Source organism: Paenibacillus sp. RC84 (assembly GCF_041260495.1).
Classification (GTDB): domain Bacteria; phylum Bacillota; class Bacilli; order Paenibacillales; family NBRC-103111; genus Paenibacillus_F.
Window position 1 is genome coordinate 41208 of record NZ_JBGBYL010000004.1, and the last position, 24295, is coordinate 65502.

General features: G+C 53.9%; 21 protein-coding genes. 16 read left to right on the forward strand and 5 right to left on the reverse strand.

Annotated elements, in window-relative coordinates:
• Positions 1 to 225 precede the first annotated feature (225 nt).
• The 8 genes from ABH899_RS10640 (at position 226) to ABH899_RS10675 (ending at position 8189) form a co-directional block, all read left to right on the forward strand.
• A complete protein-coding gene (locus ABH899_RS10640; RefSeq protein ID WP_369996026.1) occupies positions 226 to 1140 on the forward strand; it encodes a hypothetical protein in 915 nt (304 codons plus the stop codon).
• A gap of 90 nt (positions 1141 to 1230) precedes the next feature.
• The gene (locus ABH899_RS10645) at positions 1231 to 1968 is read left to right on the forward strand and encodes an ABC transporter ATP-binding protein (protein WP_369996027.1); all 738 of its coding nucleotides are present in this window, start codon (positions 1231 to 1233) and stop codon (positions 1966 to 1968) included.
• Complete coding sequence (locus tag ABH899_RS10650; protein WP_369996029.1) at positions 1961 to 2707, forward strand: ABC transporter permease subunit; 747 nt, start codon at positions 1961 to 1963, stop codon at positions 2705 to 2707. Before ABH899_RS10645 ends, ABH899_RS10650 begins: the two co-directional genes overlap by 8 nt.
• A 14-nt stretch (positions 2708 to 2721) precedes the next feature.
• Positions 2722 to 4200, forward strand: a complete 1479-nt coding sequence (locus ABH899_RS10655) for a sensor histidine kinase (protein ID WP_369996030.1) — start codon at positions 2722 to 2724, stop codon at positions 4198 to 4200.
• A complete protein-coding gene (locus tag ABH899_RS10660; protein WP_218230096.1) occupies positions 4197 to 4883 on the forward strand; it encodes a response regulator transcription factor in 687 nt (228 codons plus the stop codon). The genes ABH899_RS10655 and ABH899_RS10660 overlap by 4 nt, the downstream gene beginning before the upstream one ends.
• Before the next feature lie 131 nt (positions 4884 to 5014).
• The gene (locus ABH899_RS10665; RefSeq protein WP_369996032.1) at positions 5015 to 5746 is read left to right on the forward strand and encodes a response regulator transcription factor; all 732 of its coding nucleotides are present in this window, start codon (positions 5015 to 5017) and stop codon (positions 5744 to 5746) included.
• The gene (locus ABH899_RS10670; protein ID WP_369996488.1) at positions 5739 to 7178 is read left to right on the forward strand and encodes a sensor histidine kinase; all 1440 of its coding nucleotides are present in this window, start codon (positions 5739 to 5741) and stop codon (positions 7176 to 7178) included. The genes ABH899_RS10665 and ABH899_RS10670 overlap by 8 nt, the downstream gene beginning before the upstream one ends.
• A 129-nt stretch (positions 7179 to 7307) precedes the next feature.
• Positions 7308 to 8189, forward strand: a complete 882-nt coding sequence (locus ABH899_RS10675; protein ID WP_369996033.1) for a metallophosphoesterase — start codon at positions 7308 to 7310, stop codon at positions 8187 to 8189.
• 89 nt (positions 8190 to 8278) lie between these two features.
• Here the strand turns inward: ABH899_RS10675 and ABH899_RS10680 are convergent, their stop codons facing one another.
• The gene (locus ABH899_RS10680; RefSeq protein ID WP_369996034.1) at positions 8279 to 10591 is read right to left on the reverse strand and encodes a glycoside hydrolase; all 2313 of its coding nucleotides are present in this window, start codon (positions 10589 to 10591) and stop codon (positions 8279 to 8281) included.
• A 194-nt stretch (positions 10592 to 10785) separates the two neighbouring features.
• Here ABH899_RS10680 and ABH899_RS10685 point away from each other — a divergent pair, with 194 nt between their 5' ends.
• Together ABH899_RS10685 and ABH899_RS10690 are read left to right on the forward strand one after the other, a co-directional pair.
• Positions 10786 to 11088, forward strand: a complete 303-nt coding sequence (locus ABH899_RS10685; RefSeq protein ID WP_369996036.1) for a KGG domain-containing protein — start codon at positions 10786 to 10788, stop codon at positions 11086 to 11088.
• 314 nt (positions 11089 to 11402) lie between these two features.
• Entirely contained in the window at positions 11403 to 12644 is a 1242-nt protein-coding gene (locus tag ABH899_RS10690; RefSeq protein WP_369996037.1) for an MFS transporter, read from the forward strand.
• Between the two features lie 140 nt (positions 12645 to 12784).
• Here ABH899_RS10690 and ABH899_RS10695 read toward each other — a convergent pair whose 3' ends face one another.
• On the reverse strand, positions 12785 to 13681 hold the full coding sequence (locus ABH899_RS10695; RefSeq protein WP_369996038.1) for a LysR family transcriptional regulator: 897 nt from the start codon (positions 13679 to 13681) through the stop codon (positions 12785 to 12787).
• A gap of 162 nt (positions 13682 to 13843) precedes the next feature.
• Here ABH899_RS10695 and ABH899_RS10700 point away from each other — a divergent pair, with 162 nt between their 5' ends.
• From ABH899_RS10700 to ABH899_RS10710, 3 genes are all read left to right on the forward strand, one after another.
• On the forward strand, positions 13844 to 14596 hold the full coding sequence (locus ABH899_RS10700; RefSeq protein ID WP_369996040.1) for an SDR family NAD(P)-dependent oxidoreductase: 753 nt from the start codon (positions 13844 to 13846) through the stop codon (positions 14594 to 14596).
• Between the two features lie 169 nt (positions 14597 to 14765).
• Positions 14766 to 15743, forward strand: coding sequence for a GNAT family N-acetyltransferase (locus tag ABH899_RS10705; RefSeq protein ID WP_369996042.1), 978 nt, complete (start codon positions 14766 to 14768; stop codon positions 15741 to 15743).
• Positions 15744 to 15920: 177 nt separating this feature from the next.
• The gene (locus ABH899_RS10710; RefSeq protein ID WP_369996043.1) at positions 15921 to 17567 is read left to right on the forward strand and encodes an alpha/beta hydrolase family protein; all 1647 of its coding nucleotides are present in this window, start codon (positions 15921 to 15923) and stop codon (positions 17565 to 17567) included.
• A gap of 65 nt (positions 17568 to 17632) precedes the next feature.
• Here ABH899_RS10710 and ABH899_RS10715 read toward each other — a convergent pair whose 3' ends face one another.
• From ABH899_RS10715 to ABH899_RS10725, 3 genes are all read right to left on the reverse strand, one after another.
• Complete coding sequence (locus ABH899_RS10715) at positions 17633 to 17872, reverse strand: hypothetical protein (RefSeq protein WP_009672440.1); 240 nt, start codon at positions 17870 to 17872, stop codon at positions 17633 to 17635.
• 97 nt (positions 17873 to 17969) lie between these two features.
• On the reverse strand, positions 17970 to 19610 hold the full coding sequence (locus tag ABH899_RS10720) for a Tat pathway signal protein (RefSeq protein WP_369996045.1): 1641 nt from the start codon (positions 19608 to 19610) through the stop codon (positions 17970 to 17972).
• 16 nt (positions 19611 to 19626) lie between these two features.
• Positions 19627 to 20478 (reverse strand): ABC transporter ATP-binding protein, encoded by an 852-nt coding sequence (locus ABH899_RS10725; RefSeq protein WP_369996046.1) that lies wholly within the window; start codon positions 20476 to 20478, stop codon positions 19627 to 19629.
• 499 nt (positions 20479 to 20977) lie between these two features.
• Here ABH899_RS10725 and ectB point away from each other — a divergent pair, with 499 nt between their 5' ends.
• Genes ectB through fabD form a run of 3 tightly spaced genes read left to right on the forward strand, consistent with a single transcriptional unit; the run spans position 20978 to position 24292 of the window.
• Positions 20978 to 22279: a diaminobutyrate--2-oxoglutarate transaminase gene (ectB, locus tag ABH899_RS10730; protein ID WP_369996047.1), complete on the forward strand. Its 1302-nt coding sequence runs from the start codon at positions 20978 to 20980 to the stop codon at positions 22277 to 22279.
• A 58-nt stretch (positions 22280 to 22337) separates the two neighbouring features.
• The gene (locus ABH899_RS10735; RefSeq protein WP_369996049.1) at positions 22338 to 23060 is read left to right on the forward strand and encodes a thioesterase II family protein; all 723 of its coding nucleotides are present in this window, start codon (positions 22338 to 22340) and stop codon (positions 23058 to 23060) included.
• 14 nt (positions 23061 to 23074) lie between these two features.
• Positions 23075 to 24292: an ACP S-malonyltransferase gene (fabD, locus tag ABH899_RS10740; protein ID WP_369996050.1), complete on the forward strand. Its 1218-nt coding sequence runs from the start codon at positions 23075 to 23077 to the stop codon at positions 24290 to 24292.
• The last annotated feature ends 3 nt before the right edge of the window (positions 24293 to 24295 follow it).

Genomic DNA, 24295 nt, shown 5'->3' on the forward strand with positions numbered 1-24295 from the left:
GCCTTCTTTTCCCATCCGATTTTGGGCAGCGCCGTTAAATGCCGTCTGCCGATGGAACGAAATGAAATGAGTCCCTGCGAAAGGGGCTTTTTTTATGCGATGAATCTGAAAAATGATCCTGGGAAAGTGATTTAAGAAAGTTTTAATAGATGCTTCATAAGGGGTTTATTTTTGTTGCCTATGATGACAGTGGAAGTCAAATACGAATGGTTCAGGAGGATGAAGATGAACAAGAAATGGCTTGTGCTGGGAAGCGTAATCGGAATCAGCAGTCTCATGATGGTCACGACGGGAATAAGCGCCATGGCCGGAACTTCAGGGTACGACGCCTACAAGTCCGCGTTGAAGAACACCAAGACAGTCCAAAGTGTGACTGTTCAGGCGGCAGGATCTTTGCAGGACAACGGGAATGTGGCACTGAGCGCAAACGGGACGTTTAAAATGAGCCGGGAAGGCGGCTCGGCAAGCGGTGCGGGTGAAGTTTCCGCCGGCGGCGCGAAACAAGCGCTTCAATTTTACAAGCAGGGTGATCAAGCCATTTTCAAACCGGGAAGCGGCGATGTGTATTATGTAAAAGATGCGGCGGCCGAAACGCATAAGCGTTTTAAAGACTCCGCGGAAAAAGAAATGCCGCAGCACGTGGAAACCGTGGTCGACGCGCTGGTCGGCAATCTGAAAGATTATGTCGCCGTTGATGTGAAAGAGGACGGGAGCAAGCGCGTATCGGCGGAGTTGGACGGCGCTCAGCTGCCCGCTGTTGTTCAGGCGATTGCGCCGATCGTCATCAAGCAGGCGTCTAAGGAGCACGGACAGCCGGAGAAGAAAGCTGACACGACGGCCAACCCGTTCGGCAACGATTTTCTGAAGGATGCCGCTCCCGAGCTGACCGATGATATTCGCCTGGAGAAGGTGGCCGTTAACGCGACGATCAGTCCTTCGAACTATATTCAGCACCAGGAGGCGGAGCTGACCGTATCCGGCAAGGATGCCGGCGGCAAAACTCATCAAGTCGTCGTACATCTTCAGGCGGATCTGTCCGGATATGATAGCACCACGCCGGATACGGTGGATCTGAACGGCAAAAACGTACAGCCGATAGAGTCCGAGCACCGGAACAAGTGGCAGGGCAAAAACGGCTGAACCAGCCGCATATTATTTCGTCCGCAGCCGATAGACGCGGGTTACCGGACGTCTGCCGGCTGCCGGACGAGAAAGGAAGAGATTATACGGATGCAACCTATTTTGGAGGTCAGCGGCTTAACGAAGCTATACCGTGGAAGCGGACGCGGAATAAGAGAGGTCAGCCTGCGGCTGGAGGCCGGCGACGTCTATGGTCTGCTCGGCCCGAACGGAGCGGGTAAGACCACGCTCCTGAAGCTGATCACGGGTCTGGTCCGGGCCGACGGCGGCACGGTTACCCTGTTCGGCGCCGACAGGAACCTCCATCACGAGCAGGCGATGGCAAATGTCGGCTGCATGATCGAATCGGCCGATTTTCCCGATTTTCTGACGGCCTGGCAGTATCTCCGGCAGTCCGCACGCTTTTATCCGCAGGTGACGAGACAGCGGATGGAGGAGGTGCTGGATACCGTCGGACTGCTTCGGGTTCGGCAGGAGAAAATCAAAGGCTTCTCGACAGGCATGAAACAGAAGCTGGCGTTGGCGGCGGCCGTTTTGCCGAGGCCGAAGCTTGTCCTGCTGGATGAGCCCACGAACGGCTTGGATATCGAGGGGACGGTGATGTTCCGAAGTCTGATCCGCAAGATGTCGGCGGAAGAAGGGACCTCGTTCCTTATTTCCAGCCATATGATCCACGAGCTCGAGCAGCTTTGCAGCCGGGCGGGAATTCTGGCCGGCGGCAGCCTGAGGATAGAGGCGGATGTCTCCGGTTTGGTGCTGGAAGGCGGGACGCTCGAAGATTTTTACATGAAAGAAATCCGGGACGAGGGGGAGCTTCAAGGTGCATAGATGGAAAGCGGGTTACGTGAACGAGCTTTATTTGCTGCTGTACCGGAAAAAGATCGGCATCTTCGGGGCGGTCTCGGTCCTGCTTCCTATTCTGTTTGCCGTCTCGTTACAAGCGCTTGGGCCCTTGCTTGGAGTGATGGCGGTTAGCGGGTCTTTTCCGGTTCAGACGCTCGGTTTCTACACGGCGCTGTGGGTTCCCCTCTTTATTTTGACGCTTACGGGCGACCAGTTTCCTCACGAAGTCGCCTCAAGGACGCTTAAACTCGCTTTTCTGCGTCCCAACACACGCTTTCACGTATTCACCGCGAAGGTGGCCGCCCAGGGAACCGCCGTCGCTGTCCTGCTGGCGCTGCTCTTTACGGTTACGCTGCTATGCGCGATGTTCACGGGAACGCCTTTGGGCTTAGCCGAAGGACTGTCAGCCGCCAAAGCGTATGCGGCCGCGTTTGCCGCCATGCTTGCCCTGTCGGCCGTATTTGTTTTTGCCGCGCAGTTTTTCAAAAGCGCCAGCGGATTCGTCGTCTTCGGCATCGTGTTGTATGCGGCCGCCAAGCTGGCTCCTTTCCTCGTCCAATCTTTCCCGGCGTTCTCGCCCGTGTCGTACACGGATTGGCATTTGCTTTGGCTGAATGACGGGGTACCGGCGGGAAGACGGATGACGGCTGCTCTGTTTCTGCTTTCCAGCAGCCTCTTGTTTTTTGCTCTCGGTTATTATAAATTTGATCGAAAAGAAGTGTGAACGGGGAAAAGCCTATGTCTATCCGTTTCAAGCTGCTGCTTTCGTATGCCGCGATGCTTGTTATCCCGCTCGTTATGATGCTTATTACGGCAATGCTTCTCGTCGTGGTGTTCCGCGGGGATTTGCAGTCGATCAAAGACCAGTACGGCGAAGGCGAAAGCCGTTTCGAGAACCGCGGCATCGAGCGGCTGCTCAAAGAAATCAAACGCACGACGGAAATTGACCCCGCGGCATGGACAGATGCGTCTTACCTCGCGGAAATCGACGGGGAGCTGCAGCGGAACCAGTCCAATCTAATCCTGCGCAAAGGCGATGAAATTGTCTACGCTGCCGCCGCCTTTCCTTATCCGGAGCTTCTAAAGAAGCTGCCGGCATATGAGCGGCCGGGGAACGTGGTCATGTCCAAGCCCGAGCGGATCGGCAAACAGCTTGTCGAAGTCGTTCATGCGGACTTCAAGTTTGAAGACGGTCAGAAAGGCAGCCTGTTCGTCGTGACGGCCGTGAGCCCGTTCGTCACTTTCGCCCGGAAGTTTTTTCCGATCTTGTTTATCGCTTTAATCGTCATTCTCATTCTTACGCATACGCTGCTGACTTATTTCGTTTCCAGAAGCATCATTAAACCGCTGAATACTCTGAAAGCCGCCATGAAGCGGATAGAGGCCGGCGATCTGGATTCCCGGGTCGTGCCTTCGGGCAGGGATGAAATCGGGGAGCTGAGCGCGGCTTTCGAGCAGATGAGGATGAAGCTTAAAGCATCCATCCAGACGCAGCTTCAATATGAAGAAAACCGCAAAGAGCTCATCTCGAATATTTCCCACGATATCCGCACTCCGCTGACGGCCATACGGGGGTACGTTGAAGGGCTCGGGGACGGCATTGCGGATACCGACGAGAAACGGGAGAAATATATCGGCATTATTACCTCCAAAGCGGAGGAGATGGATCACCTGATCGACGAGCTGTTTTTATACTCCAAGCTTGATTTAAAACGGCTGCCGTTCAATTTCGAGGCGGTTGATCTGCACGCGTTTATCGAAGATTTATCTTCGGAGCTGGAATTCGAGCTCGGTAAACAAGGCATCCGTTATTCGGCCGATATCAGGCTGAAACCGCATACGGAACTGGCGATAGACCGGGACAAAATCAAGCGCGTTTTCGTGAATATCGTCGATAACAGCGTCAAATATATGAATAAACCAGATAAACAGATCGGCCTGAAGGTTCTGGGAACCGGGCAGGAAGTCCGTATCGAAATATCCGACAACGGCCGGGGAATCGATGCGGAATCTCTTCCGTATATCTTCGAGCGGTTTTACCGGGCCGACCCGTCGCGCAACAGCGATACCGGAGGCAGCGGCCTCGGTCTCGCCATTTCCAAGCAGATTATCGACGGTCACGGGGGTACGATCCGGGCAAGCAGCCTTCCCGACGAGGGCAGCTGTATTACGATCGTGCTTCCGATCCGAACGAATAAAGAGAGTGATTCCGTATGAAATCCATATTGATCGTGGAAGACGAGCGGCTTATAGCCGAGTTGCAGAGAGATTACCTGGAGGTTCACGGGTTCCAAGTCGAAATCGCGGAGGACGGGGAGAACGGACTGCGTCTCGGCTTGAGCGGAAACTACGATCTGATCCTCCTGGATCTCATGATTCCCCGCATCGGCGGGTTTGAGGTATGCAGGAAAATCCGGGAAGAAAGAGACATTCCGATTCTGATGGTCACGGCCAAAAAAGAAGACATCGACATTATCCGGGGTCTGGGCCTCGGAGCCGACGATTACATTACCAAGCCGTTCAAACCCGCCGAACTCGTCGCCCGTGTGAAGGCGCATTTGTCCCGTTACGAGCGGCTGATCGGTCCCCCGAAAAGCAAGGAGGAAGTGTCCATCCGGGAGCTTGTAATCCATTTCGGTTCCCGCCGGGTTTTTCTGCGCGGCAGTGAAATCACGCTGACGACGAAGGAGTTCGATCTGCTCTGGTTTCTCGCGCGCAACCCCAACCGGGTGTTCAGCAAGGATCATCTTTTCGAGAAATTGTGGGGAATGAATTCGCTTGGCGATTCTCAGACGGTTACCGTCCATATCCGAAAGCTGCGGGAGAAAATCGAGCTGGACCCTTCCAACTCCGAGTACATCGAAACCGTATGGGGCGCGGGCTACCGCTTCCGTTTATAGGCGATTTCCGGGAAGCAAACAAGAGCAGGAAGGTGGATGCAGCCTGCTTTTTTTTGCTTTTCGGGGAAAGACGGGGCACAATGGTAGACGGGAATACAGCCGCATGAGAGCGGCTTGGAAGAGGTGCTGAGTTGAACATCCTGATCGCGGACGATGATCCGGACATGCTCCGGATTTTAACCTTATATTTTCAGAAAGAAGGCTTTACCGTTTACACGGCGTTGGACGGGGAAGAAGCGTTGAACATTTGCTTTGCGCATAAAATCGATCTGGCCGTGCTCGATTGGATGATGCCCCGCGTAAGCGGAATCCGGGTTTGCGGAGAAATTAAAAAACGCCACGCGGCCAAAGTGCTGATGCTGACGGCCAAAAGCGGCAGCGAAGACGAATGGAACGCTCTGCTGACAGGGGCGGACGATTATGTGCGCAAGCCTTTCGAGCCGAAGATTCTTCTTTTGCGGGCCAAAAAGCTAATCCGGGCGGAACGGGACATTTATATCGGCGGACTGCGCGTAGACATGGAAGGCGGTAAAATTTTCAGGGGGGAAACCGATCTGGGGGCCGCGAACAAGGAATTTCTGCTGCTGAAATGTCTGCTGGAGCATAAAGGCAAAATTTTGAGCCGGGAAACTTTGCTGGATCATGTGTGGGGATTCGATTACGACGGGGAGGAACGGACAGTCGATACGCATATTCGGCGGCTGCGGGAGAGAATCGGCGGCGGGCTCATCAAGACATACCGGGGCATGGGCTACAGCCTGGAAGAACCCCGGGAACTCCAGGAACCCCAGGAACCCCAGGAACCCATCCGGGAGCTTGCCGGACGCAAGGAGCAGGAGAAAGGCCACGGTGTACATGAATAAGCTGAGCCGTAAGCTGTTTTGGCGTCTCTCGCTGCTTGTCTGTTTCGTTTTTGTCCTGTCTTTCCTGGTGAACGAATATTTTCTGCCCAAATACATGCTCTACCAGAAAAAAATGAATTTAGCCGCCTTGACGGGCGAAATGCTGCAAAAGGACGCGGTCGCGCTTGTTCTCGACAAAAACAGGCTGGAGCAGGAGTACCAAGTGACGATCGTTTCCCTGGATTTCAACGCGGCCGCGGGCGGGAACGCGAACGTGAATGCGTTTAATGATGCGGTGCGGACGCAGCTGAACAAGGAAGGAATTACGCTGGCGAAGTTCTGGATCACCGGGGATAGCCTGGATAAGCTGAGCCGTCATGAACCCGTGTACAAAATATACGATCAAGGCAAGCTCGAGACGAGCTACCTGGTCACGCTGCTGAACATCGGTCAGACTGTCTTTCTCGTCGGAGATTTCGTGGCCCATTCCGAGAAATCGCTTCAAGCCGTCAACCGGTTCAACCTGTATATCGCGGTGGGCGCGCTGCTGCTGACGATCGGATTGTCGTGGCTCATCGCCAGACAAATCGTGAGGCCGCTGACGGCTATGCAGAAGACGGCGGAAGCCATCTCGAACCTTGATTTTCAGACGTCAGACGTGCGGACCGGCGATGAAATCGAGCTGTTGTCACGAAGCATAGACGAGATGAGCCTCAAGCTGAAGGAGGCCCGGGAAGAACTGCAGCGTCAGAACGACAATCTGCAGACGTTTATTTCGGATATTTCCCACGAACTCAAAACGCCGATTGCGTTGATCAAGGCTTATTCGTCCGGCATCCGGGACGGTATGGACGACGGAACTTTTCTGGGCGTGATCCATAAACAAGCCGATGAAATGGCCGGTCTGGTGGACCGGCTGCTGGAGCTCGCGCGGATGAAAAACGACCCGAACCGGCCGGAGGCCTTCGATTTCCAGCTCCTGTTCGGGAAGGTGGCGGCTAAATACGCCATCGAGATCCGCAGGAACAGGCTGGCCTTTGAGGTTGAAACTCCCGAAGGGGGCTCTTCCCGGGTTTGGAGCGACTCGCAAAAAGTCGAAACCGTCCTCGATAACTTTATGAGCAACGCCGTGAAGTATACCGCCGACGGACGGATCAAAGCCAGCTTCGAAGAAAGGGGAGGCCGGCTGACGTTTTCCGTCCGCAACGGCACAGACGGCTTGCTCCCTGAAGATATCGACAACCTTTGGCAGCCGTTTTACGTCAGGGAACGTTCCAGAAACAAGCGGCTCAGCGGTACGGGCCTCGGCCTTTCTATCGCTAGCACTCTCTTGCAGAAGCTCGGGGTTCCCTTTTCCGCCGTGGCGCAGGAAGAGGAGATCGTCTTTACATTCTCGCTGCCGCTCGTTTCTTCGGAAATCCAAAGCGATAAAAAAACACTTCCGCCCGGATGAGCGGAAGTGTTTTTTGCGATGTCATCTTCATGTAACACAGGGGCGTTACGATGATGCCGGACGTATGTCTTAACTGCTTCGTACGAGAACCCGTGCGTACGCACGCAAGATGTGGAGGATGGCAGCGGCATGAACACAACAAAATCCTGGTTACAAACGGCACTGGCCCTGGGCCTCATCGTGATAATTTTCTTCATGGGAACGGTACTTTACGCAGTCCGGATAGAACCTGCGAGGCTAAGCGTCACGCGGCATAGTGTCTATTCCGGCAAAGTTCCGGAAGCTTTCAGCGAGACAAAAATCGTTCAATTCAGCGATACGCATATCGGACCGGATTTTACCCTGCAGCAGCTAAAAAAAGCAGTCGCTCTTATAAACGGCGAAAAACCCGGGATTGTCGTGTTTACCGGCGATTTATTCGATTCGATGGGCAGGTACGGAGCCGGCCGGGAGCAAATTTCGTCCGTCCTGGCCGAAATCCATGCTCCGCTCGGCAAATTTGCGGTGTACGGCAATCACGACCGCGGGGGAGGAGGCAGTCCCTTCTTTGCGCCGCTTATGCAGCGGGCGGGCTTCCGCGTGCTTGTCAACGAGGCGTACCGTATGAAGGGGCCCGGCGGCAAAGCCATGACCATTACGGGACTGGATGATTATCTGCTCGGAAGGCCAGACGAGAAGAAGGCCTTATCCAGCCTGAATAAGGAGGAGTTCAACTTGCTCCTCGTGCACGAGCCGGACGTGGCGGACCGGCTCCTGCCGTACCCCGTCGATCTTCAGCTGTCGGGCCACAGCCACGGCGGCCAGGTTCGCCTGCCCGTGCTGGGCGCCCCGGTTAAGACAAGGCTGGCCGAGAAATACGAGTCGGGCATGTATGAAATCGGCGAAACCGGCGACAGCCGGCTCTTGTATGTAAACCGGGGAGCGGGAACGACACGGATGAGAATCCGTCTGGGAAGCGAGCCGGAGCTGTCCGTTTTTACCCTGTCGCGCAAGCCCGGCAGTCCATCTTAAACTTTCGCATGTCCGCGCCCTAACGATAAAAGTGCCCGAAGCGGTTATCTGACGGATAACTCGCCCGGGCATTTTTGCAAGGAGCCTATTTATTTTAGTAAAATCTGCGGGTCAAACCGGATCTGGTCCGGGCCGTCCTGGATAACGGCGGATTTGGCGGGAAGGACCTGATCTCCGATCCGAGCTTCTTTGTCCGAGAAGTTGACGGTGACGTTCAAATCCGGCCCGTACTCCGTACGCTGGACAAGCCGATCTTCCGATAAAATCCGGAAACCGGTCATTTCCCGGTTCACCGCTTTTTTGTGGAAAGGGCTCCACACCTTCAGGTAGGCGGTGATTCTCGCTTTTTCCTTTTCCCAGACCTGCCGGTCCAGATGATAGAGGGGAGGGACGTTATACAGCAGTTCCTTCAGCATTCTGTCTCCGACTCCGCCTTTAATCTTGTCACTGCCCCATTCCCAGTGGTGAGTCGTAATAACCGAGTCGTTATACACCAGTTTATACAGGGGAACCGAGTATGCCGGGTCCGTGTAAATGGTATGATACAACGGTTTGATCGGCACCTGCTTGCCGTAGCGCTCCGGTATCGTTCCTTGGGGCGAATAGTAACCGCCTACGTAATATTCACTCGATTTGTCCGTTCTCATGTCCGGATCTGCCCATTGAATGACCGGTGTCTCGATACCGTGGGCGAATGCGATCGTGTTGTGAGCGTAATCGCTGCCGCCTTCGGAGCCGACCACCATTTTTTTCTCATTGGCGATATAGGCGATCCGCTCCAGCCTTGCTTTGAGATCCTGCAGCTGCGTGGTCGGATGCGCGGCCGTGTAGTCATCGTAAATTTCCCCGGTCGCGTCGCAATCGATGAACCAGGAATTAAAGGCGATGCCGTCCTGCAAAATCGCCTGGGTCCGCTGTTTCACGCTGGGCAGGGAAAGCGTAGGGTTCAGCTTTCTCCCTCTGCCGAGAAAACCGCCGATTTTGGTTCCGTCTTTCTTGGCAATCGTCGCCTGCTCGTACAGGATAGAATCCGGAAAATAAGCGGTGTTCCACGACGGATTTTCTTTTTGTTGAATCGAATGATAGGAGTCATACGGACCGATGAGATATCCCTGCTCATTCGTTTTCCGGACAAATCCTGGATTCATCAGACCGTCTGACCAGTTCGGCAGACCGATCCAGGCGTTGGCGATACCGGCCTGTTTCATGTCCTCGACCAGCTTGGCCGAATGGTCCTCGCCCCATGTGCCGATATCCGTCACGGCATCCTGCAGTGCGCTCTTCAGAATTTTCTTGTTCAGTTCATACGTTTGCTGCTCGCTTAAACGGTCCGTACCCTTTGCGGCCAGCTGCAGAGTCTCGGAATCCAGATCGGGAAAAAGCTCCGCCTTGTAAAAGGGTTTCAACTTTAGCACGGCGTTCATGGCGCGCAGGACGACTTTTTTCTGATAGGCGTCGAAATAGTCCTGCGCACGCATCTGTTTCAGGACGGAGTTGAATTCCCCGGCTCCGTCCTCCGTATGAGCGGCCAGAAGCTCCGCGATCCAAGGCCCCAGCGGGGATTCCAGCCGGCTCCGGATTTTGCTCCAGTCCACGTCGGTTTCCGCCAGCAGCTGTTCGTTCCACAAGTAAATATGCGGCGCGCCGAATAATTTCGCAACCTCCGGATTCGCTTTGGCTTTATCGGCCAGAGTCAGAAACGGCTCCATTTCATGCCGGTACGCCTGATAAGTTTTCGCGGCCGACACCGGATCGTTGTCCGTCACATACAGCCGGAATCCGTAACTTTTATCGGGGGTGAGGGAAGGAAACTCATGGCTGAAATCAAAACCGATGGCGGAATCCCCTTTAAAACGAACCTCGTTGTTAAATTTGTTTTTGACGATGTAAACGATGGAATAAGCTTGCTTGTTCAGGGCAAAAAAGTCCATCGAAAACGATTCGCTCCAATTCAGCGTTTCTTCCTTTAAAAATTGCATCCAGCTTGCATCGTTTGCGGGAATTTTTTTGCCTTCGCCCAGAGGAAGCAGGTAGCTGTCCGCCGTCACCCGCGGCCACTGAAACGTCTCCGCTCCGGTCGAGGTGATCGTGACATCGAGATAATTCTCCTTCTTGCGAACTTGAATGTCCGCTTTTCCGGGAATGCTCCAGGTTACGGTATCCGCTTCGCAGACCATGCGGGAGACGGGCGAGACCGGCAGGGGCAGCGAGACGGATTCCTTCACCCCGTTTCTCGACAGCGTGATTTCGAAAGTTTCGGGTTTGACGTCGAACGTAAAATCTTTATGCGCATAGGCGCCGGTCGCCGAAATAACCGCTTTCGCCGATTCCCTGCCTTCGCATCCCGCAGCGGCCCCTGCACATAAAATCGCGGCAAGGCTCCATGTAAGCTGTTTTCTCATCGTAATACCCTCCTGTAATTGAACTGCCGTTAGAACGGCAAAATGTATGTTACCGGAGGTTTGTTACACCATTGTGCCAAGAACCGTCCTGATGCGGCGAAAAAGCTTGTTTCAAATAATTGACCAAGGGTAAATAAGACATAGGCAACGCCACAACGCCTAAAAAATTCAATACCTGTAAGGAGTGATTCAAAATGGCACGTAATGATGACAACAGAATGAGCCGTGAAGAAGCAGGACGTATAGGTGGAGAAACGACCTCCAAAAATCATGATAAAGACTTTTATCAGGAAATTGGTGAAAAGGGCGGCGAAGCTACTTCCCGCAACCATGACAAAGATTTCTATCAGGAAATCGGTCAAAAAGGCGGCGAAGCACGCGGCAACAACGGAAATAACGGAAACGGCGGCAACAGCGGCGGCGACGGTAAAATGAGCCGCGAAGAAGCCGGACGCAAAGGCGGCGAAGCAAGAGCCCGCCAGCGCGACCGCGAATGAACCTGCCTTAGACAATCGGACACGTAAAGACCCTTATAACATAAGCTATGGAAAAAGTCCGCCGGGAAACCGGTGGGCTTTTTTAGTTATAATCAAACTTTAACCTTTCTTTTTGGCAAACGCCCTTTATAATTGAAAGCAATCTACTCAGGAGGTGTCGTTCATGCAACAAAGCTCAAATGAAAACCCCGCGCAGAAAAGAACAACAACTAAAATAGTGGGGAAGACGGCACGTACGGAAAGCTTGCCGATGAGCGGATAAGTTGATTCGAAGAAAACGTGACGTGCCGTCTGCCTGAAAGGCGGACCGATTCATGAATTTACACGCGTCACAAGTTTATTTAAGATTAAAATTCGGCCTTGCACTGGCCAACAGTGTCATGTTTACGACGTATGCGGTGTATTTTATCCAGACGCTGGGACTGACACCGCTGGAACTCCTGCTTGTCGGAACCGTTCTGGAGCTGACCGTGCTCCTGTTCGAAGGAATTACCGGTGTCGTGGCGGATACGTATGGCCGCAGAAAATCGGTCATCCTCGGAATGTTCGTGATGAGCGGCAGTTTTTTGCTGGAGGGCAGCGTGATAGGGGCCGGTGCTGCCGTGCCCGTTATTTCGTTGTTCGTCTGGGTGCTTATTTCCGAGGCTATCCGCGGATTTGGTGAAACGTTCCTCAGTGGCGCGGATACCGCCTGGTTCGTCGACGAAGTCGGTGAAGAACATGCGGGCCCGGTCTTTATGCGTGCCAAAAGATGGACGCTGACCGCGGCTTTGTTCGGAATCGGAATCAGCGTGGGTCTTTCTACGCTGGCTACGAACTTGCCTTTTCTGGCAGGCGGCGTCTTATATGCGGCACTGGGTGTATACCTCCTCCTTCACATGAAGGAGACCAAGTTCGTCCGTCAAGAGAGGCCGCCGGGAAGCGGTCCGTGGACGGAACTCAAGTCTACCTGGCTCGCCGGTGCCCGGGAGATTTCCTCCCGGCCCGTCCTGCTGATGATGCTGGCGGTGACCGTATTCAGCGGGGCGGCATCCGAAGGCTATGACCGGCTGTGGGAAGCACATCTCTTGAAAGAGATTACGTTCCCGGCCGAACTGCCTTTGTCCGCCGCTCTCTGGTTCGGACTTATCTCCGTCCTGACGATCCTGCTGAGCATGCTCGCGATGTGGATCGCCGAGAAGCGGCTGAATACGTTGGATGAGCGTGTCGTATTCAAAAGCATGTTCGTGCTGACGGCGCTGCGGATCGCAGCCGTCCTTTCGTTCGCCTTCTCGCCGAATTTCGGCTGGGCACTGATGTCTCTGCTCGCCGTAGGAGTCATAGGAACGGTGAGCGCTCCGCTTTTCGAGACTTGGCTCAATCTCAACATCGAGAGCCGGGCGAGGGCGACGGTGCTCTCCATGATGAGCCAATCCGATGCGCTCGGCCAGACTGCGGGCGGTCCGTTCGTAGGCTGGATCGGCAACCGGCTGTCCGTCCGGGCGTCGCTTACGACCGCGGCGGTCTTGCTGCTGCCCATCCTGTTCGTGTTCGGACGCGTTCTTCGCAGACGGTAGCAACCCGTAATAAACCGAAAGACCTATGTCCGTGGACATAGGTCTTTTTTTGCTCGAAATAGTCGATGCTCCCTCAAGAAAGAGCGATTCTCCTAGCGAATAGTCATATTGAAACAGGAAGTCTCATAACGTACGGAATATTACTGCCGCTTTTTAAGCTGCATTTTGAGACGGTTGACGAACAGATAAGCGGCTTGGGAGTAGGGCTGTTCTTTGGGATGGATGCACCAAAGATACGAGGGCTGTTCGCCCGGAAGCTCCGCGTTCACCATCACAATATCGCCGTTTTCGTAATCCGGGTTCCCGTAAAACGTGTAATCCGTTCCGAGCGTGACGGCGATTCCTTCCCGGACCGCTTTCATGATCGCGTCGATATTGTTGCTCGTGAACAACACATTTACGGAATCGCCGAGCGTGGCGATAAACCGGGCAATATACTCGTCATGGTAAAGGACAAGCTGATGATCGGCCAACTGGTTCAGCGAGAGTGATTTTGCCGAGGCCAGGGCGGAATGCCGGCTCACGCCGACGACCATGCGCCCTTCGACAAGCGGATCGGCATGCAAACATGCGTTTTTTTCCAGAATCGTATCCGGAAACAAAATAAACCCGATATCGACGCGGTTATGGCGCACATCCTCGATAATTTCTTTGGTGCCCTTCTCGATCATTTCCAGCCGGATGCCGGGAAAATCTTTTTTGAGTTCCGTCAGCGTATCGACGAGCAGAGAGACGGGGCCCGGAATCGTAGCGACCCGGAGCCTCGCGTTTTGCAGCTTTCCGTAGCTGTTCGCCTCCGCTTGCAGCTGATGGACCTGGCTTAGGATTGCCGCAGCTTTGCTGAGAATCATTTGCCCCTCCGGTGTCGGAACCGCTCCCGTACGCGAGCGGTTGAAGATGCGTACGCCGAGTTCTTTCTCCAGGAAAGATAGGGATCGGCTGATTCCCGCTACCGTCATATGTTTATTGTGCGCAGCCTGGGTCAATGTTCCCGCCCGGGCTACCTCTACGATGAATTCCAGTTGTTCCAGATTCATTCCAACGTCTCCTTGATGTTAACTTTGAGTTAAGGTTAGTTAACTAATGTGAAATATAATTAATCTTGAGTATATGATACGATCTAATCAAGGTCAACGTGTGACAAAGCGCACACCACCGACAGATATACCAGACGAGATTTTTTTGGAGGCGGAACTTTTATGACAACCACTCAACGTGTAGCAGTAATCACAGGCGGCGCAAGCGGTATCGGCCGTCAAGCTTGTTTAAAATTTGCCCGCAAAGGCGACCGAGTCGTCGTAGCGGACTTCAATGAAGCGAGCGGTATTGAAACCGTCGAGCAGATAAAAAAAGAAGGCGGAGAGGCGGTCTTCGTTAAAGTCGACGTTTCCAGTCAAGAAAGCGTACAAGCTCTCGTAGATGAAGCGGTTGCCAAGTACGGCCGTATCGACGTGATGTTCAACAATGCGGGAATCGGCGGCGCCGGACCTGTTTTGACTCAAAACATGGATCTGTATCACAAAACGATCGCGGTCAATCAGCACGGAGTCGCATACGGTATTATGGCCGCAGGCAACAAAATGAAAGAACTTGGCATTAAAGGTGTGATCATCAATACCGCATCGGTCTTCGGTTTCCTTGCTTCTCCCGGAACTTTTGCCTACCATGCGACCAAAGGCGCGGTTATCATGATGTCGAAATCGGCGGCACTGGAGCTTGCTCCTCACGGCATCCGTGTCATTGCGATAGCACCGGGCGCGGTGGATACACCGATCATCCAGGGCTTCAAAGATAACGGCATGCTCGAAAGCATGAAAGCCAAAGTGATGGGCGGCGAGTTAACGAAGCCGGAAACGGTGGCAAACTCCGTCTACCTCCTTTCGCTGGAAGAAGCGGATGCCATTAACGGCAGCGTAGTCATGGTCGACCAAGGGTACGCATCGTTTAAATAAGAAAATTACCTCCCATACCATCAGGCAAAAAGTCTCTCTTCATCCGGAAGAGGGGCTTTTTTTATGAAATCCTCCATCCCAAGTAAACTTTATGTAAAATCAATTTCACCCGTTTTTTTGCCGGTGATCATGGTATGATTTGGGGAAATAGTCATGAAGGAGAAATGGTATGGTTATTACGATCCGAAACATGCACATACCCGAAGACTACGAAGGCACGGCCGTTTTGCTTAGTACATTCTATTCGGAGCCGATTACGGTACAGCGCATGCGTGAAGAGGATGCCGCGATTCCGCAGAAGGGCGCGTTGACACGTGACGAGAACGGAAGACTGACCGGCCATGACCGCCAGCGTCTTGTGGCCGTAAACGAGTCGGGTAAAATTATCGGCTACGGCTGTTCCTGGCGTGCTCCCTGGACGGCTCCGGGTACGTTGTACCAAAAGGTCCTCGTCGATCCGGCGGAAAGGAAAAACGGCATAGGACGCGAAATTTACGCGAAGCTGGCTGCTTATGCGGACGAAAACGGCGCCGATAAAATCGTAGGTATGGTCCGCGAGAATGATCCGGATTCTCAAGCTTATGCGTCCGGACGCGGTTTTGTCAGGGACCGTCACCAGTTTGAATCCCTCATCGAATTGGACGGGCTGGCGCCTGAGACAGATGGCGGACCGGCAGACGCGCCGGAAGGGATCACGCTGACCACGCTGGCGCAAGTTCCGGGAGAAGAGATGGAGAAGCGGATCTATGAGCTCAACCGGAAAACCTACCCCGACATTCCCGGCTCCGAGGGAGAATTTATGTGGTACAGCCAGTGGCGTAAAGAGACGTTGGAACGGGAAAGCTTCGATCCGTCGCTGTTTCTGCTCGCTTTGGACGGAGACAAACCGGTCGGAGCCGCCGAGCTGTATGAAATGAAGGAAACCAACAGCGTTTACAATCTCTATACATGTGTAGACGGGGATTACAGAGGAAAAGGCATCGCTCTCGCACTCAAACGCGCGTCTATCTCTTTGGCAAAAGAGCGGGGCTACGGCTATATCCGGACGAACAACGACTCCCAGAATGCGCCGATGCTTGCCATTAACCGGAAGCTCGGTTATGTGCCTGTCCCGGGCTATTACCGCATGTTTAAAATCATCGAATAAAACGTTTCGGAGCCTGCCGGCTTTATCCGGCAGGTTTTTGGCTGTTTGGCGACCAACAGGGGCAGCTTACAATTTTGTAAGCTGCCCCTGTATTTTGTCATGGAAATCGATGGGATCTTCCCCTGGAATCCGTTACGCTGGAAGCAACACGATACCAGTAAAGGGGTACAGTCACCGATGAAAAAACAACCACCGCGTATGCTTACTATCTTCTTGTCAGCCGCCATTATCGGCAGCTGCATACCTGTATCCGTCATGGCATCCCAGGACGGGAAAATCCCGCAGACACTCGCTTCACACGCTCCGGCTGCCGGAGAAGACTATTTGCCGCTTCGCGCGCTTTGCGAATGGGTGGGCATTCCCATTGAATGGGACGAAGCCAAACGGACCGTAACGGCCGCCAAAGACAAGGGTATTCTTAGCTTCGTTCTTGCGAAATCCGGTATGCCTGCGGCTGACCTGGAAGGCATACCTTTAGCGCCGGATGAAGTGATCCTGCTTGACAGCATCGCCTATATTAAGCGGGAAACAGCCGTTAAAGCGTACGGCATTGAAGCGGCTTGGCGCGGCGGAAAGCTGGAGATCCCGACCCGCGATCTCGCTGCAAGAGCCCGAGCCTTTGTAACGCAGCTTCAAAAAAACAACCGTGCAGGCACAGACGCCCTAACGAACGACGCATTCAAGGAAGCCGGACTTCCGGAAGGAACGGTCCAGTTGGTTAAACAGCTTGCACAGTTTCCGATCACCCAAGAGCGGATCGAAAGCAGCGCAGTCCACCGGACTGTCATTCTCACCTCTGAAAGCCCGCAGATGAATTTCGATCTGGAGATCCGGTTCGACAAGGACGGTTATGTGGACGATTTTTACGCGGGGATGTCTTTCGCAGGGTATAAGGCGCCTTCGTACGACAAGCCCGGCGCTTATAATGAGCGCAGGATGGTTATCGGAACCGGCGACCATGCCGTAGAAGGCACCTTGACCGTTCCGGCCGGAACGGGCCCGTTTCCGCTGGTGATTCTTTTGCAGGGCGACGGGGAACTGGACCGGGACAGCACGGTGTTCGCCCAAAAGCCGTTCCGGGATCTCACCGTCGGATTGGCCAATCACCAGGTAGCGACGCTCCGGATGGACAAGACGACCCGGGAGCATTTCGCGCAGCTTAACGGTCATTACACGATCCGGGACGAGTTCGTGGAACCGGTGCTTGCGGCGGTCAAGGCGGCCCGTTTAGATCCGGACATCGATCCCGGCCGAATATACGCGGCAGGCCACAGCCGCGGTGGCTGGATGATACCGCGGCTGCTGGCAAAGGACACGGAGTCGCTTATCAAAGGAGCCGTGGTGCTGGCGGGAGCCGATCCTCGCTACACGGAGATCGATTCTTACGAGCACGAAGAACTCGGCGGGATGATTCCGAAAGAACAGCTGGCCTATTACCGCAAGCAGCTGGATCTGGTGAAGGCCGATTCTTTCGATCCCAAGTCGCCTCCGGCCGCTTTCGAGCTGCCGCCGAATCCTTACTGGTGGCACGATATCCGCGGTTATTCACCGGCCGATGAAGCCAAACTCCGCAGCGCAGCCATGCTCGTGCTGCAGGGAGAAGAAGACTTTCAGGTGCCGCTGGCGAGCCTGAATGGCTGGAAGGAAGTATACGCGGGGAACACGGCCGTTACCTATAAAACGTACCCGAAGTTGACGCATTTGTTTACGGAAGGCAAATTGGAGAACGGCATCGGGAATTACAAGATTCCCGCGAACGTACCGGACACGGTTATCGAAGATATCGCGGCGTGGATCAACGGCAGCACGTCGGTTCTAAAATAAAACAAACAAAAAAAGCCTGGTGATCAGGCTTTTTTTGTTTGCCGCAATTTTTGAGCGGCGGGTGTTTAGTATTTCTGACTGTTATTGGACATATAAGCGATTGACCCGATGATGGTACCCAACAGAACGAGGGCGACCGGAATTCCGATCAATTCCATGATGGCAGCCTCTGTACCGCGGTAGGTCGTATTTCCGACGACCATTGGAATTTCCAGACCCAGCACGTTCAGAATAAACACGATGACCCCAAGAATGACTCCCAGCAGAACAAACGGCTTTAAAAACCGGAAAATATATGCAGCCATTGTCAAACGCCTCCTTCACTTGCCTCTTTTTACTTTCTTAACCCTTAGACGGCCTACAAAAGGATACCCCTTCAAAATATGGGTAAGGTTAACAATTTTATTTAACCTTTAATTTCCGTTTTGAATACACCGCCGCAACAAGCAGAACCGATGCCGACAAAAGAACGGCGATAATAAGCAAGGAAGCGGAAGTAAGATGGTTGACGGAGCCGGCGAGGACTGCGGTGCCCATAAAATCCGCATAAAACAGCTGGTTGAAAGGACCGAGGAACCACAGGAGCATGTAAATAAGCTCAAAGGGACGTTTGGATTCCGTCCATATGCCCAAAGCGAGAGCAAAGCTCGGTACGAAAAACGCAGCCGCGACCGCGTAAATCAGATGGACCACATCGCCCGTTACGATAAAACGGATGAGCATCCCGCTCCCTGTAAGAAGCACGGCCAGGAAACCGGACAGCCACACGGCAGGGATCTGTCTTCTGACATAGCCGGGTGACGAAGCGAGTACGGACAGTGTGCCGTACTGGTATTCGCGATTGCCCATCGAAGACCAGAGTGAAATCGGCCAGATCCAGGCAAGCGGCCAAATCCATCTCAGTGCCGTCGTAAAGGGAAGGAACAGGCACAGAAGAGCGAGAATCACCGCCACAACGTACCAGCCGGGTGGAAAACTGGCGAACTGAAGCCGGAACTCCGCTCCGACGAGAGGCAGAAACCGGTTGTTCACCCGCACAGGCGTCAGCTCGGCTGCCGATGTGAGGGCAGGACTTTTGGCTGCAGCGGGTTCCGCCGGCGCTTTTTTCGCCTGCTCCGGGGCTGGCGCTCTGCCGCCGCGGGAACGGGCTGGTATGGCCTGACCGGCGGCGGTTCCGGCACTGGGCCCTTGAACGACGACCGGGCTCTCCTTGAATCCGCGAAAAAGGCGTGAGGCCAGCAAGCAGACCAAGACCGCGACAAGCAGCAGAGCCGCTTGTTTGATCACTACGTCCCAGGTCCAGCTTATGCCGTCCCAGACGAATAGTTTAAGCGGGCTTTCCAGGAACAGAATTCCTTGCCCGTAGGTACCTTCATAATCGGCGTGAGTGAGCATCAGCTTTTCACGCATCGCTTTGGTGATGACGTCGTTCCCCATGCCCGAATACAGTGTGGACATCGTAACGCCGGTAAACAAAAGCAGATAAAGCACGATGCCGAACGGACTTCTGAGCACCGGACGGGTTTCGAACAGGACGGCCATGGCTGAAACAACCGCCAGGGCAGGAATCACAACAAACAGATACGGGGCCAGATAAGCACCCACGTGAAGCGTGTAGTCTTCGCCCCGGACCCACTGCATACAGATCGCGACGGGAATGACAACGGCGGCAATCACCGCCAAAACCAGAAAATTGCTGAGTGCTTTTCCGAGCAGATAATGGGATTTTTTCAGCGAGGAGCCTTCGATGATCTGGCCCACACGGGTCCTTTTATCGCGCTCGATGCCGTTTCGGACCAGAAAGAAGCCGAAAAAGGATAAAAACAAGGAGGTCGAAACCGCCGTTGTTCCGCCCACCCAGGCCGAGTTATAGATCCCCCGGAATTCTTCGAAATACAGCGTAACATATCCGGCATCCGAGGGAGGCACGAACAGATAAGCTGCAAGAATCGTCAAACCGAGCGTAACGAGAAAGCTGAACCGCCGGGTTCTTTCCAGAAAATCCGCCAGGGCTACCTGGTATGTAATCTTCCATGCGTTCATCACGCGTAACGCCTCCTTATCCTGCGCTCAAATAGAGGTAGGCGTCTTCAATTCCCGCATGAACCGCTGCCGCATGCTCGTTTGGCGGAGTCTCCGACACCACTCGGAGCAGCAGCCCGTCTTCGCGCCGGACCGTTGCGCTGATGAGCCATTTGGCGCGGGCTTCCTGGAGCTGGCTTTCGGGTATGACAACGTTCCATACTTTCCCCTGTACATGCCGCAGAAGTTCGCCGGGGTTGGAATCGCTGATCAGCCGGCCTTTGGAGAGGATGGCGATTCTGTCCGCCGTCGCTTCAATGTCCGATACGATGTGAGTGGAGAAAATAATAAGACGTTCACCTGACAGGTCGGTCAGCAGATTGCGGAACGACAAGCGCTCGGCGGGATCCAGCCCGATTGTGGGTTCGTCGATAATAAGCAGCTTGGGATCGTTGAGCAGGGCCTGGGCGATGCCGATTCGCTGTTTCATGCCGCCCGAGAAGCTGCCGATTCTTCTCTTGCGCACGTCATACAGATGCAGCAGTCCGAGAAGCTCGTCGATGCGCTTCTCCGCGGCCTTGCCGCTTATCCCTTTTACCGCCGCCATATAGTTCAGAAATTCATGGGCGCTGAGATGCGGATAGACACCGAAATCTTGCGGAAGATAGCCGAGAATACGGCGAATCTCTTCGGGGTTTTCACTAATGCCGACTCCGTTCCACGTAATCGTGCCCTCGGAAGGCTCCGAAATGGTGGCCAATAGCCGCATCAAGGTAGATTTCCCGGCTCCGTTAGGACCAAGTAGACCTAGAATACCGGGCTGTACCTGCAAATCGACATGGCGGAGCCCCCATACATTTTCCTGGTACTGCTTACCGATATTGCTCATTGAAAGTAGGATGTCGGCCACCTCACATCTAACAAATATTAACAAAATAACCAGATATCAAAGAAGAGTATACACATTAAAAATGGAAATGTCTATATAAAATCACCTTATTTACCAAAACATAATAATTAAAAATTAAATAATTAAAAGACAAAATAAGTAACAATAATTTCAATTTTTTATTATTTGAAAATGCATTGACAACATTTGTAAACCTACTCTATCATAATTTATGAAAGAATTGGTAAATTCGACTTTCTTTTGCTACTTTAGACCTCCAAGAATTCCTCACATGATTCGTTAGTCTTACAATTTAGTCGGGCGTTTGGACTAAGGACACCTCAAGAACCCAGCCCACATTACTGGAACAAGTTCTGCCCTCATCATGAACTGCCTGAATAGCTTTTCGGATTGAAGCTGACCTCGAGCATTTTTTTAAAATGCTGCTTTATCAGCGGTTATTTGTCCTGCAAAAAAAATACAGATGGAGGATGAAATGATGAATTCGTTCGAACTTTTGGAGTCAAATGTAAGATCTTACAGCAGGGTATTTGGGGATGTGTTCCGCACGGCTAAAAATTCCATGATGTTTACGGAAGAGGGCAAATGCTTTCTTGACTTTTTCGCTGGAGCGGGGGCTTTGAATTACGGGCATAATCCCGATTTTATCAAAGGGAAATTGCTGGAATATATCGGGTCCGATGCGGTAGTTCACGGTCTGGATATGTACACGACGGCCAAGCGGACTTTTATCGAAACGTTCAACGAACTGATCCTGGCGCCGAAAGGTCTGGACTACAAACTGATGTTCTGCGGGCCTACCGGCACAAATGCGGTCGAAGCGGCTCTGAAGCTGGCGAGAAAGGCGAAGAAACGGACCGGTATTTTTTCGTTCAGCGGCGGTTTTCACGGTATGTCTTACGGCGCCCTGGCCGCAACGGGGAATTTGTACAATCGCGGGGGCGCTGGCGCTCCGCTGGACAACGTGACGTTCATGCCATATCCTTACGGATTCAATGAGTCTTTCGACACGATCGGCTATATGGAGAATGTGCTTACGGATGCGAACAGCGGTATCGAGAAGCCCGCTGCCGTCATTCTTGAAACAGTTCAGGCCGAAGGCGGCGTAATCGTGGCTCCGGTGGAGTGGCTGCAGCGGCTGAGCGCTCTGTGCAAAGAGCATGACATTCTGCTTATCGTCGACGATATCCAGGTCGGCTGCGGACGTACGGGATCGTTCTTCTCGTTCGAACGGGCGGGTATTCAGCCGGATCTTGTCGTGCTGTCGAAATCGATCAGCGGTTACGGGCTCCCGATGTCGCTGCTTCTCCTGAAGCCGGAGCTGGACGTATGGCAGCCGGGCGAGCATAACGGAACGTTCCGCGGAAATCAGCTTGCTTTCGTCGGCGCGACGGCGGCGCTGGAGTTCAGAATTTCTTCGAACCTGGAGGAATCGGTGAAAGAGAAGGAAGCATGGGTCAGCGACTATCTGCAAAAAGAGATCGTTCCCCTGCACCCGGCCATCACAGTCCGTGGACTCGGCCTGATCTGGGGAATCGATCTGGGCGGACTGGAAGGCGGCGAGCAGGCAGCCAAATTCGTGGCGTCCCGCTGCTACGACCAGGGTCTCATTATCGAACGGTCCGGAAGAAATGACACAGTCGTGAAACTGATGCCGGCCTTGACGATCGATTCCGAGCTGCTGGAGCAGGGCTGCACGATCGTCAAAGAAGCGCTTGCCGCTTATTTCGAGCAGGCGGGGCTGTCCACGAGCAAGGAAGCGACGCTTGAGCCGGTTTAATTTTTAACCGCCTTACGCAAGCTTTTACAAAATGGATACGAATGGGGCAGGTGACAGGATGAAAAAGATTTTCTTGTTTTGTCTGCCCTATGCGGGCGGATCGTCGGTGATTTACACAAGGTGGAAGCCCCTGCTGGATTCCGGCATTGAGCTGGTACCGCTGGAGCTGGCGGGCCGGGGAAGGCGCATTAGCGAGTCTTTCTACGAAAATGTGGACGAAGCCGTAAATGATCTTCTGCCCGTAGTGGAACCTTATCTCGACAAAGGTCAGGCTGCTTTTTTCGGTTACAGCATGGGCAGCCTGATTGCCTTTGAACTCATCCACCGCATTAGGGAGAAGCACGGACAAAGCCCGCTGCATTTTTTCGCGGCTGCCAGGATGGCTCCTCATATACAGCGGACAGAGCCTCCTTTGCACGGGCTGGAGCCGGAATTGTTCAAAACGAAAATTGCGGATTTGGGGGGAACTCCTCCTCAATTATTTGAAAATTCAGAACTGATGAATTTGTTTTTACCTCTTCTCCGGGCGGATTTCCGGCTTGTCGAAACATACGCTTTCGCCGAGAAAGCGGAGAAGCTGGACTGCGCCATGACGGTATTGGCAGGGAAGCGGGATACGATGCGGGAAACGGATGTGCTCGACTGGAGGCGCCATACGACGGGCGCTTTTACGGCTCATTCGTTTGACGGCGGGCATTTTTTCATCAATGACTTCCAGAAAGAAATCGTGGATATCCTGCACGCTTCCCTGGGAATCCGTTACTCATCTTTGTACGCGTAAGAAAGGAGCGGGGTATGGTTACTACCGCCTGGTTATTTCCCGGGCAGGGTTCCCAGTATGTCGGCATGGGGGCCGCCTGGTATGCCCGTTACGACGGGGCGAAAGCATTGTTCGAAGAAGCAAGCGATCTGGCCGGCTACGATATGAAATCTTTGTGTTTCGAAGGAAGCGCCGCCCGGCTCTCCAGAACGTCTTTTACACAGCCGGCGCTGCTTACGGTAAGCGTTCTGGCAAGCCGGGTATACCTGCACGAGATCGGGATCGAACCCCGATACTCGGCCGGGCACAGCCTCGGTGAATACTCCGCGCTGGTGAGCAGCGGCGTCCTCACATTTGCGGAGGCGCTGGGACTGGTCATCCAGCGGGGCAAGTTCATGGAGGAGGCGGCGGAAGCCGGCCTCGGCTCCATGATCGCTGTCCGCACGTCCGATCAGCCTATGCTGGAGGAGCTGTGCCGCAGGCATTCTTCCGACGGGCAGCCGGCGGCCATTGCCGGGTACAATTCCGGCAGCCAGCTGGTCGTCTCCGGACACCGAAGCGCAGTGGCAAGCGCCGCGGAGGAACTGGAGCGGTTCGGCATCGAAGTGACCCGGCTCGCGGTCAGCGGACCGTTCCACAGCGTGCTTATGCAGCCTGCGGCGGAGAGCCTGGAAGAAGCGCTGAACAAGGTCACATTCAAGGAGGGCCGCTGGGCGGTCATTTCCAATGCCACGGCGCTTCCTTATCCGGATGCGGCGGCTATCCGCCGGGGTCTTGTCGATCAGATGACCAAACCGGTGAAGTGGCTGCAAACGGTTCGGTTTTTAGCGGAAGAAGGCGTTGAACTGGCCATTGAACTGGGTCCGAGAACGGTTCTGAAAAACTTGACCCGGGACAGCTCGGAACAGATCCGGCCTTACGCTTATGACCGGGAAGCGGATGCGGGGAATCTGGCGGACCTGTTTCCGGTCCGGCAGTTAATCGAGGAAGGATTCTCTGCCGCGGTTTCGGCGCCCAATGCGAACTGGGACGAGGAAGAGTATGCGCAGGGAGTGCTGGAGCCGGTAAGACGCGTGCGTGAAATGCTGAGTTCTTACACGGAAACGAACGGTTCCGTCCGGGATGCCTACGGTCTGAGGCAGGACGTACAGGAATGCGTTCGGCAAGTGCTTCGGACGAAGAAGGTATCCGAGAAGGAACAAGACGAGACGATTCGCCGGTTGTTTACGGGCTCTTTTACAAAAAACTTGTGACAA

Bases quoted from the DNA above. Each gene is read 5' to 3' on its own strand.
- ABH899_RS10670 (WP_369996488.1), top strand. From the start codon at position 5,739: ATGAATAAGCTGAGCCGTAAGCTGTTTTGGCGTCTCTCGCTGCTTGTC.
- ABH899_RS10685 (WP_369996036.1), top strand. From the start codon at position 10,786: ATGGCACGTAATGATGACAACAGAATGAGCCGTGAAGAAGCAGGACGT.
- ABH899_RS10705 (WP_369996042.1), top strand. From the start codon at position 14,766: ATGGTTATTACGATCCGAAACATGCACATACCCGAAGACTACGAAGGC.
- ABH899_RS10735 (WP_369996049.1), top strand. From the start codon at position 22,338: ATGAAAAAGATTTTCTTGTTTTGTCTGCCCTATGCGGGCGGATCGTCG.
- ABH899_RS10690 (WP_369996037.1), top strand. From the start codon at position 11,403: ATGAATTTACACGCGTCACAAGTTTATTTAAGATTAAAATTCGGCCTT.
- ABH899_RS10715 (WP_009672440.1), bottom strand. From the start codon at position 17,872: ATGGCTGCATATATTTTCCGGTTTTTAAAGCCGTTTGTTCTGCTGGGA.
- fabD (WP_369996050.1), top strand. From the start codon at position 23,075: ATGGTTACTACCGCCTGGTTATTTCCCGGGCAGGGTTCCCAGTATGTC.
- ABH899_RS10640 (WP_369996026.1), top strand. From the start codon at position 226: ATGAACAAGAAATGGCTTGTGCTGGGAAGCGTAATCGGAATCAGCAGT.
- ABH899_RS10675 (WP_369996033.1), top strand. From the start codon at position 7,308: ATGAACACAACAAAATCCTGGTTACAAACGGCACTGGCCCTGGGCCTC.
- ectB (WP_369996047.1), top strand. From the start codon at position 20,978: ATGAATTCGTTCGAACTTTTGGAGTCAAATGTAAGATCTTACAGCAGG.
- ABH899_RS10710 (WP_369996043.1), top strand. From the start codon at position 15,921: ATGAAAAAACAACCACCGCGTATGCTTACTATCTTCTTGTCAGCCGCC.
- ABH899_RS10695 (WP_369996038.1), bottom strand. From the start codon at position 13,681: ATGAATCTGGAACAACTGGAATTCATCGTAGAGGTAGCCCGGGCGGGA.
- ABH899_RS10700 (WP_369996040.1), top strand. From the start codon at position 13,844: ATGACAACCACTCAACGTGTAGCAGTAATCACAGGCGGCGCAAGCGGT.
- ABH899_RS10720 (WP_369996045.1), bottom strand. From the start codon at position 19,610: ATGAACGCATGGAAGATTACATACCAGGTAGCCCTGGCGGATTTTCTG.
- ABH899_RS10660 (WP_218230096.1), top strand. From the start codon at position 4,197: ATGAAATCCATATTGATCGTGGAAGACGAGCGGCTTATAGCCGAGTTG.
- ABH899_RS10680 (WP_369996034.1), bottom strand. From the start codon at position 10,591: ATGAGAAAACAGCTTACATGGAGCCTTGCCGCGATTTTATGTGCAGGG.
- ABH899_RS10725 (WP_369996046.1), bottom strand. From the start codon at position 20,478: ATGAGCAATATCGGTAAGCAGTACCAGGAAAATGTATGGGGGCTCCGC.
- ABH899_RS10645 (WP_369996027.1), top strand. From the start codon at position 1,231: ATGCAACCTATTTTGGAGGTCAGCGGCTTAACGAAGCTATACCGTGGA.
- ABH899_RS10655 (WP_369996030.1), top strand. From the start codon at position 2,722: ATGTCTATCCGTTTCAAGCTGCTGCTTTCGTATGCCGCGATGCTTGTT.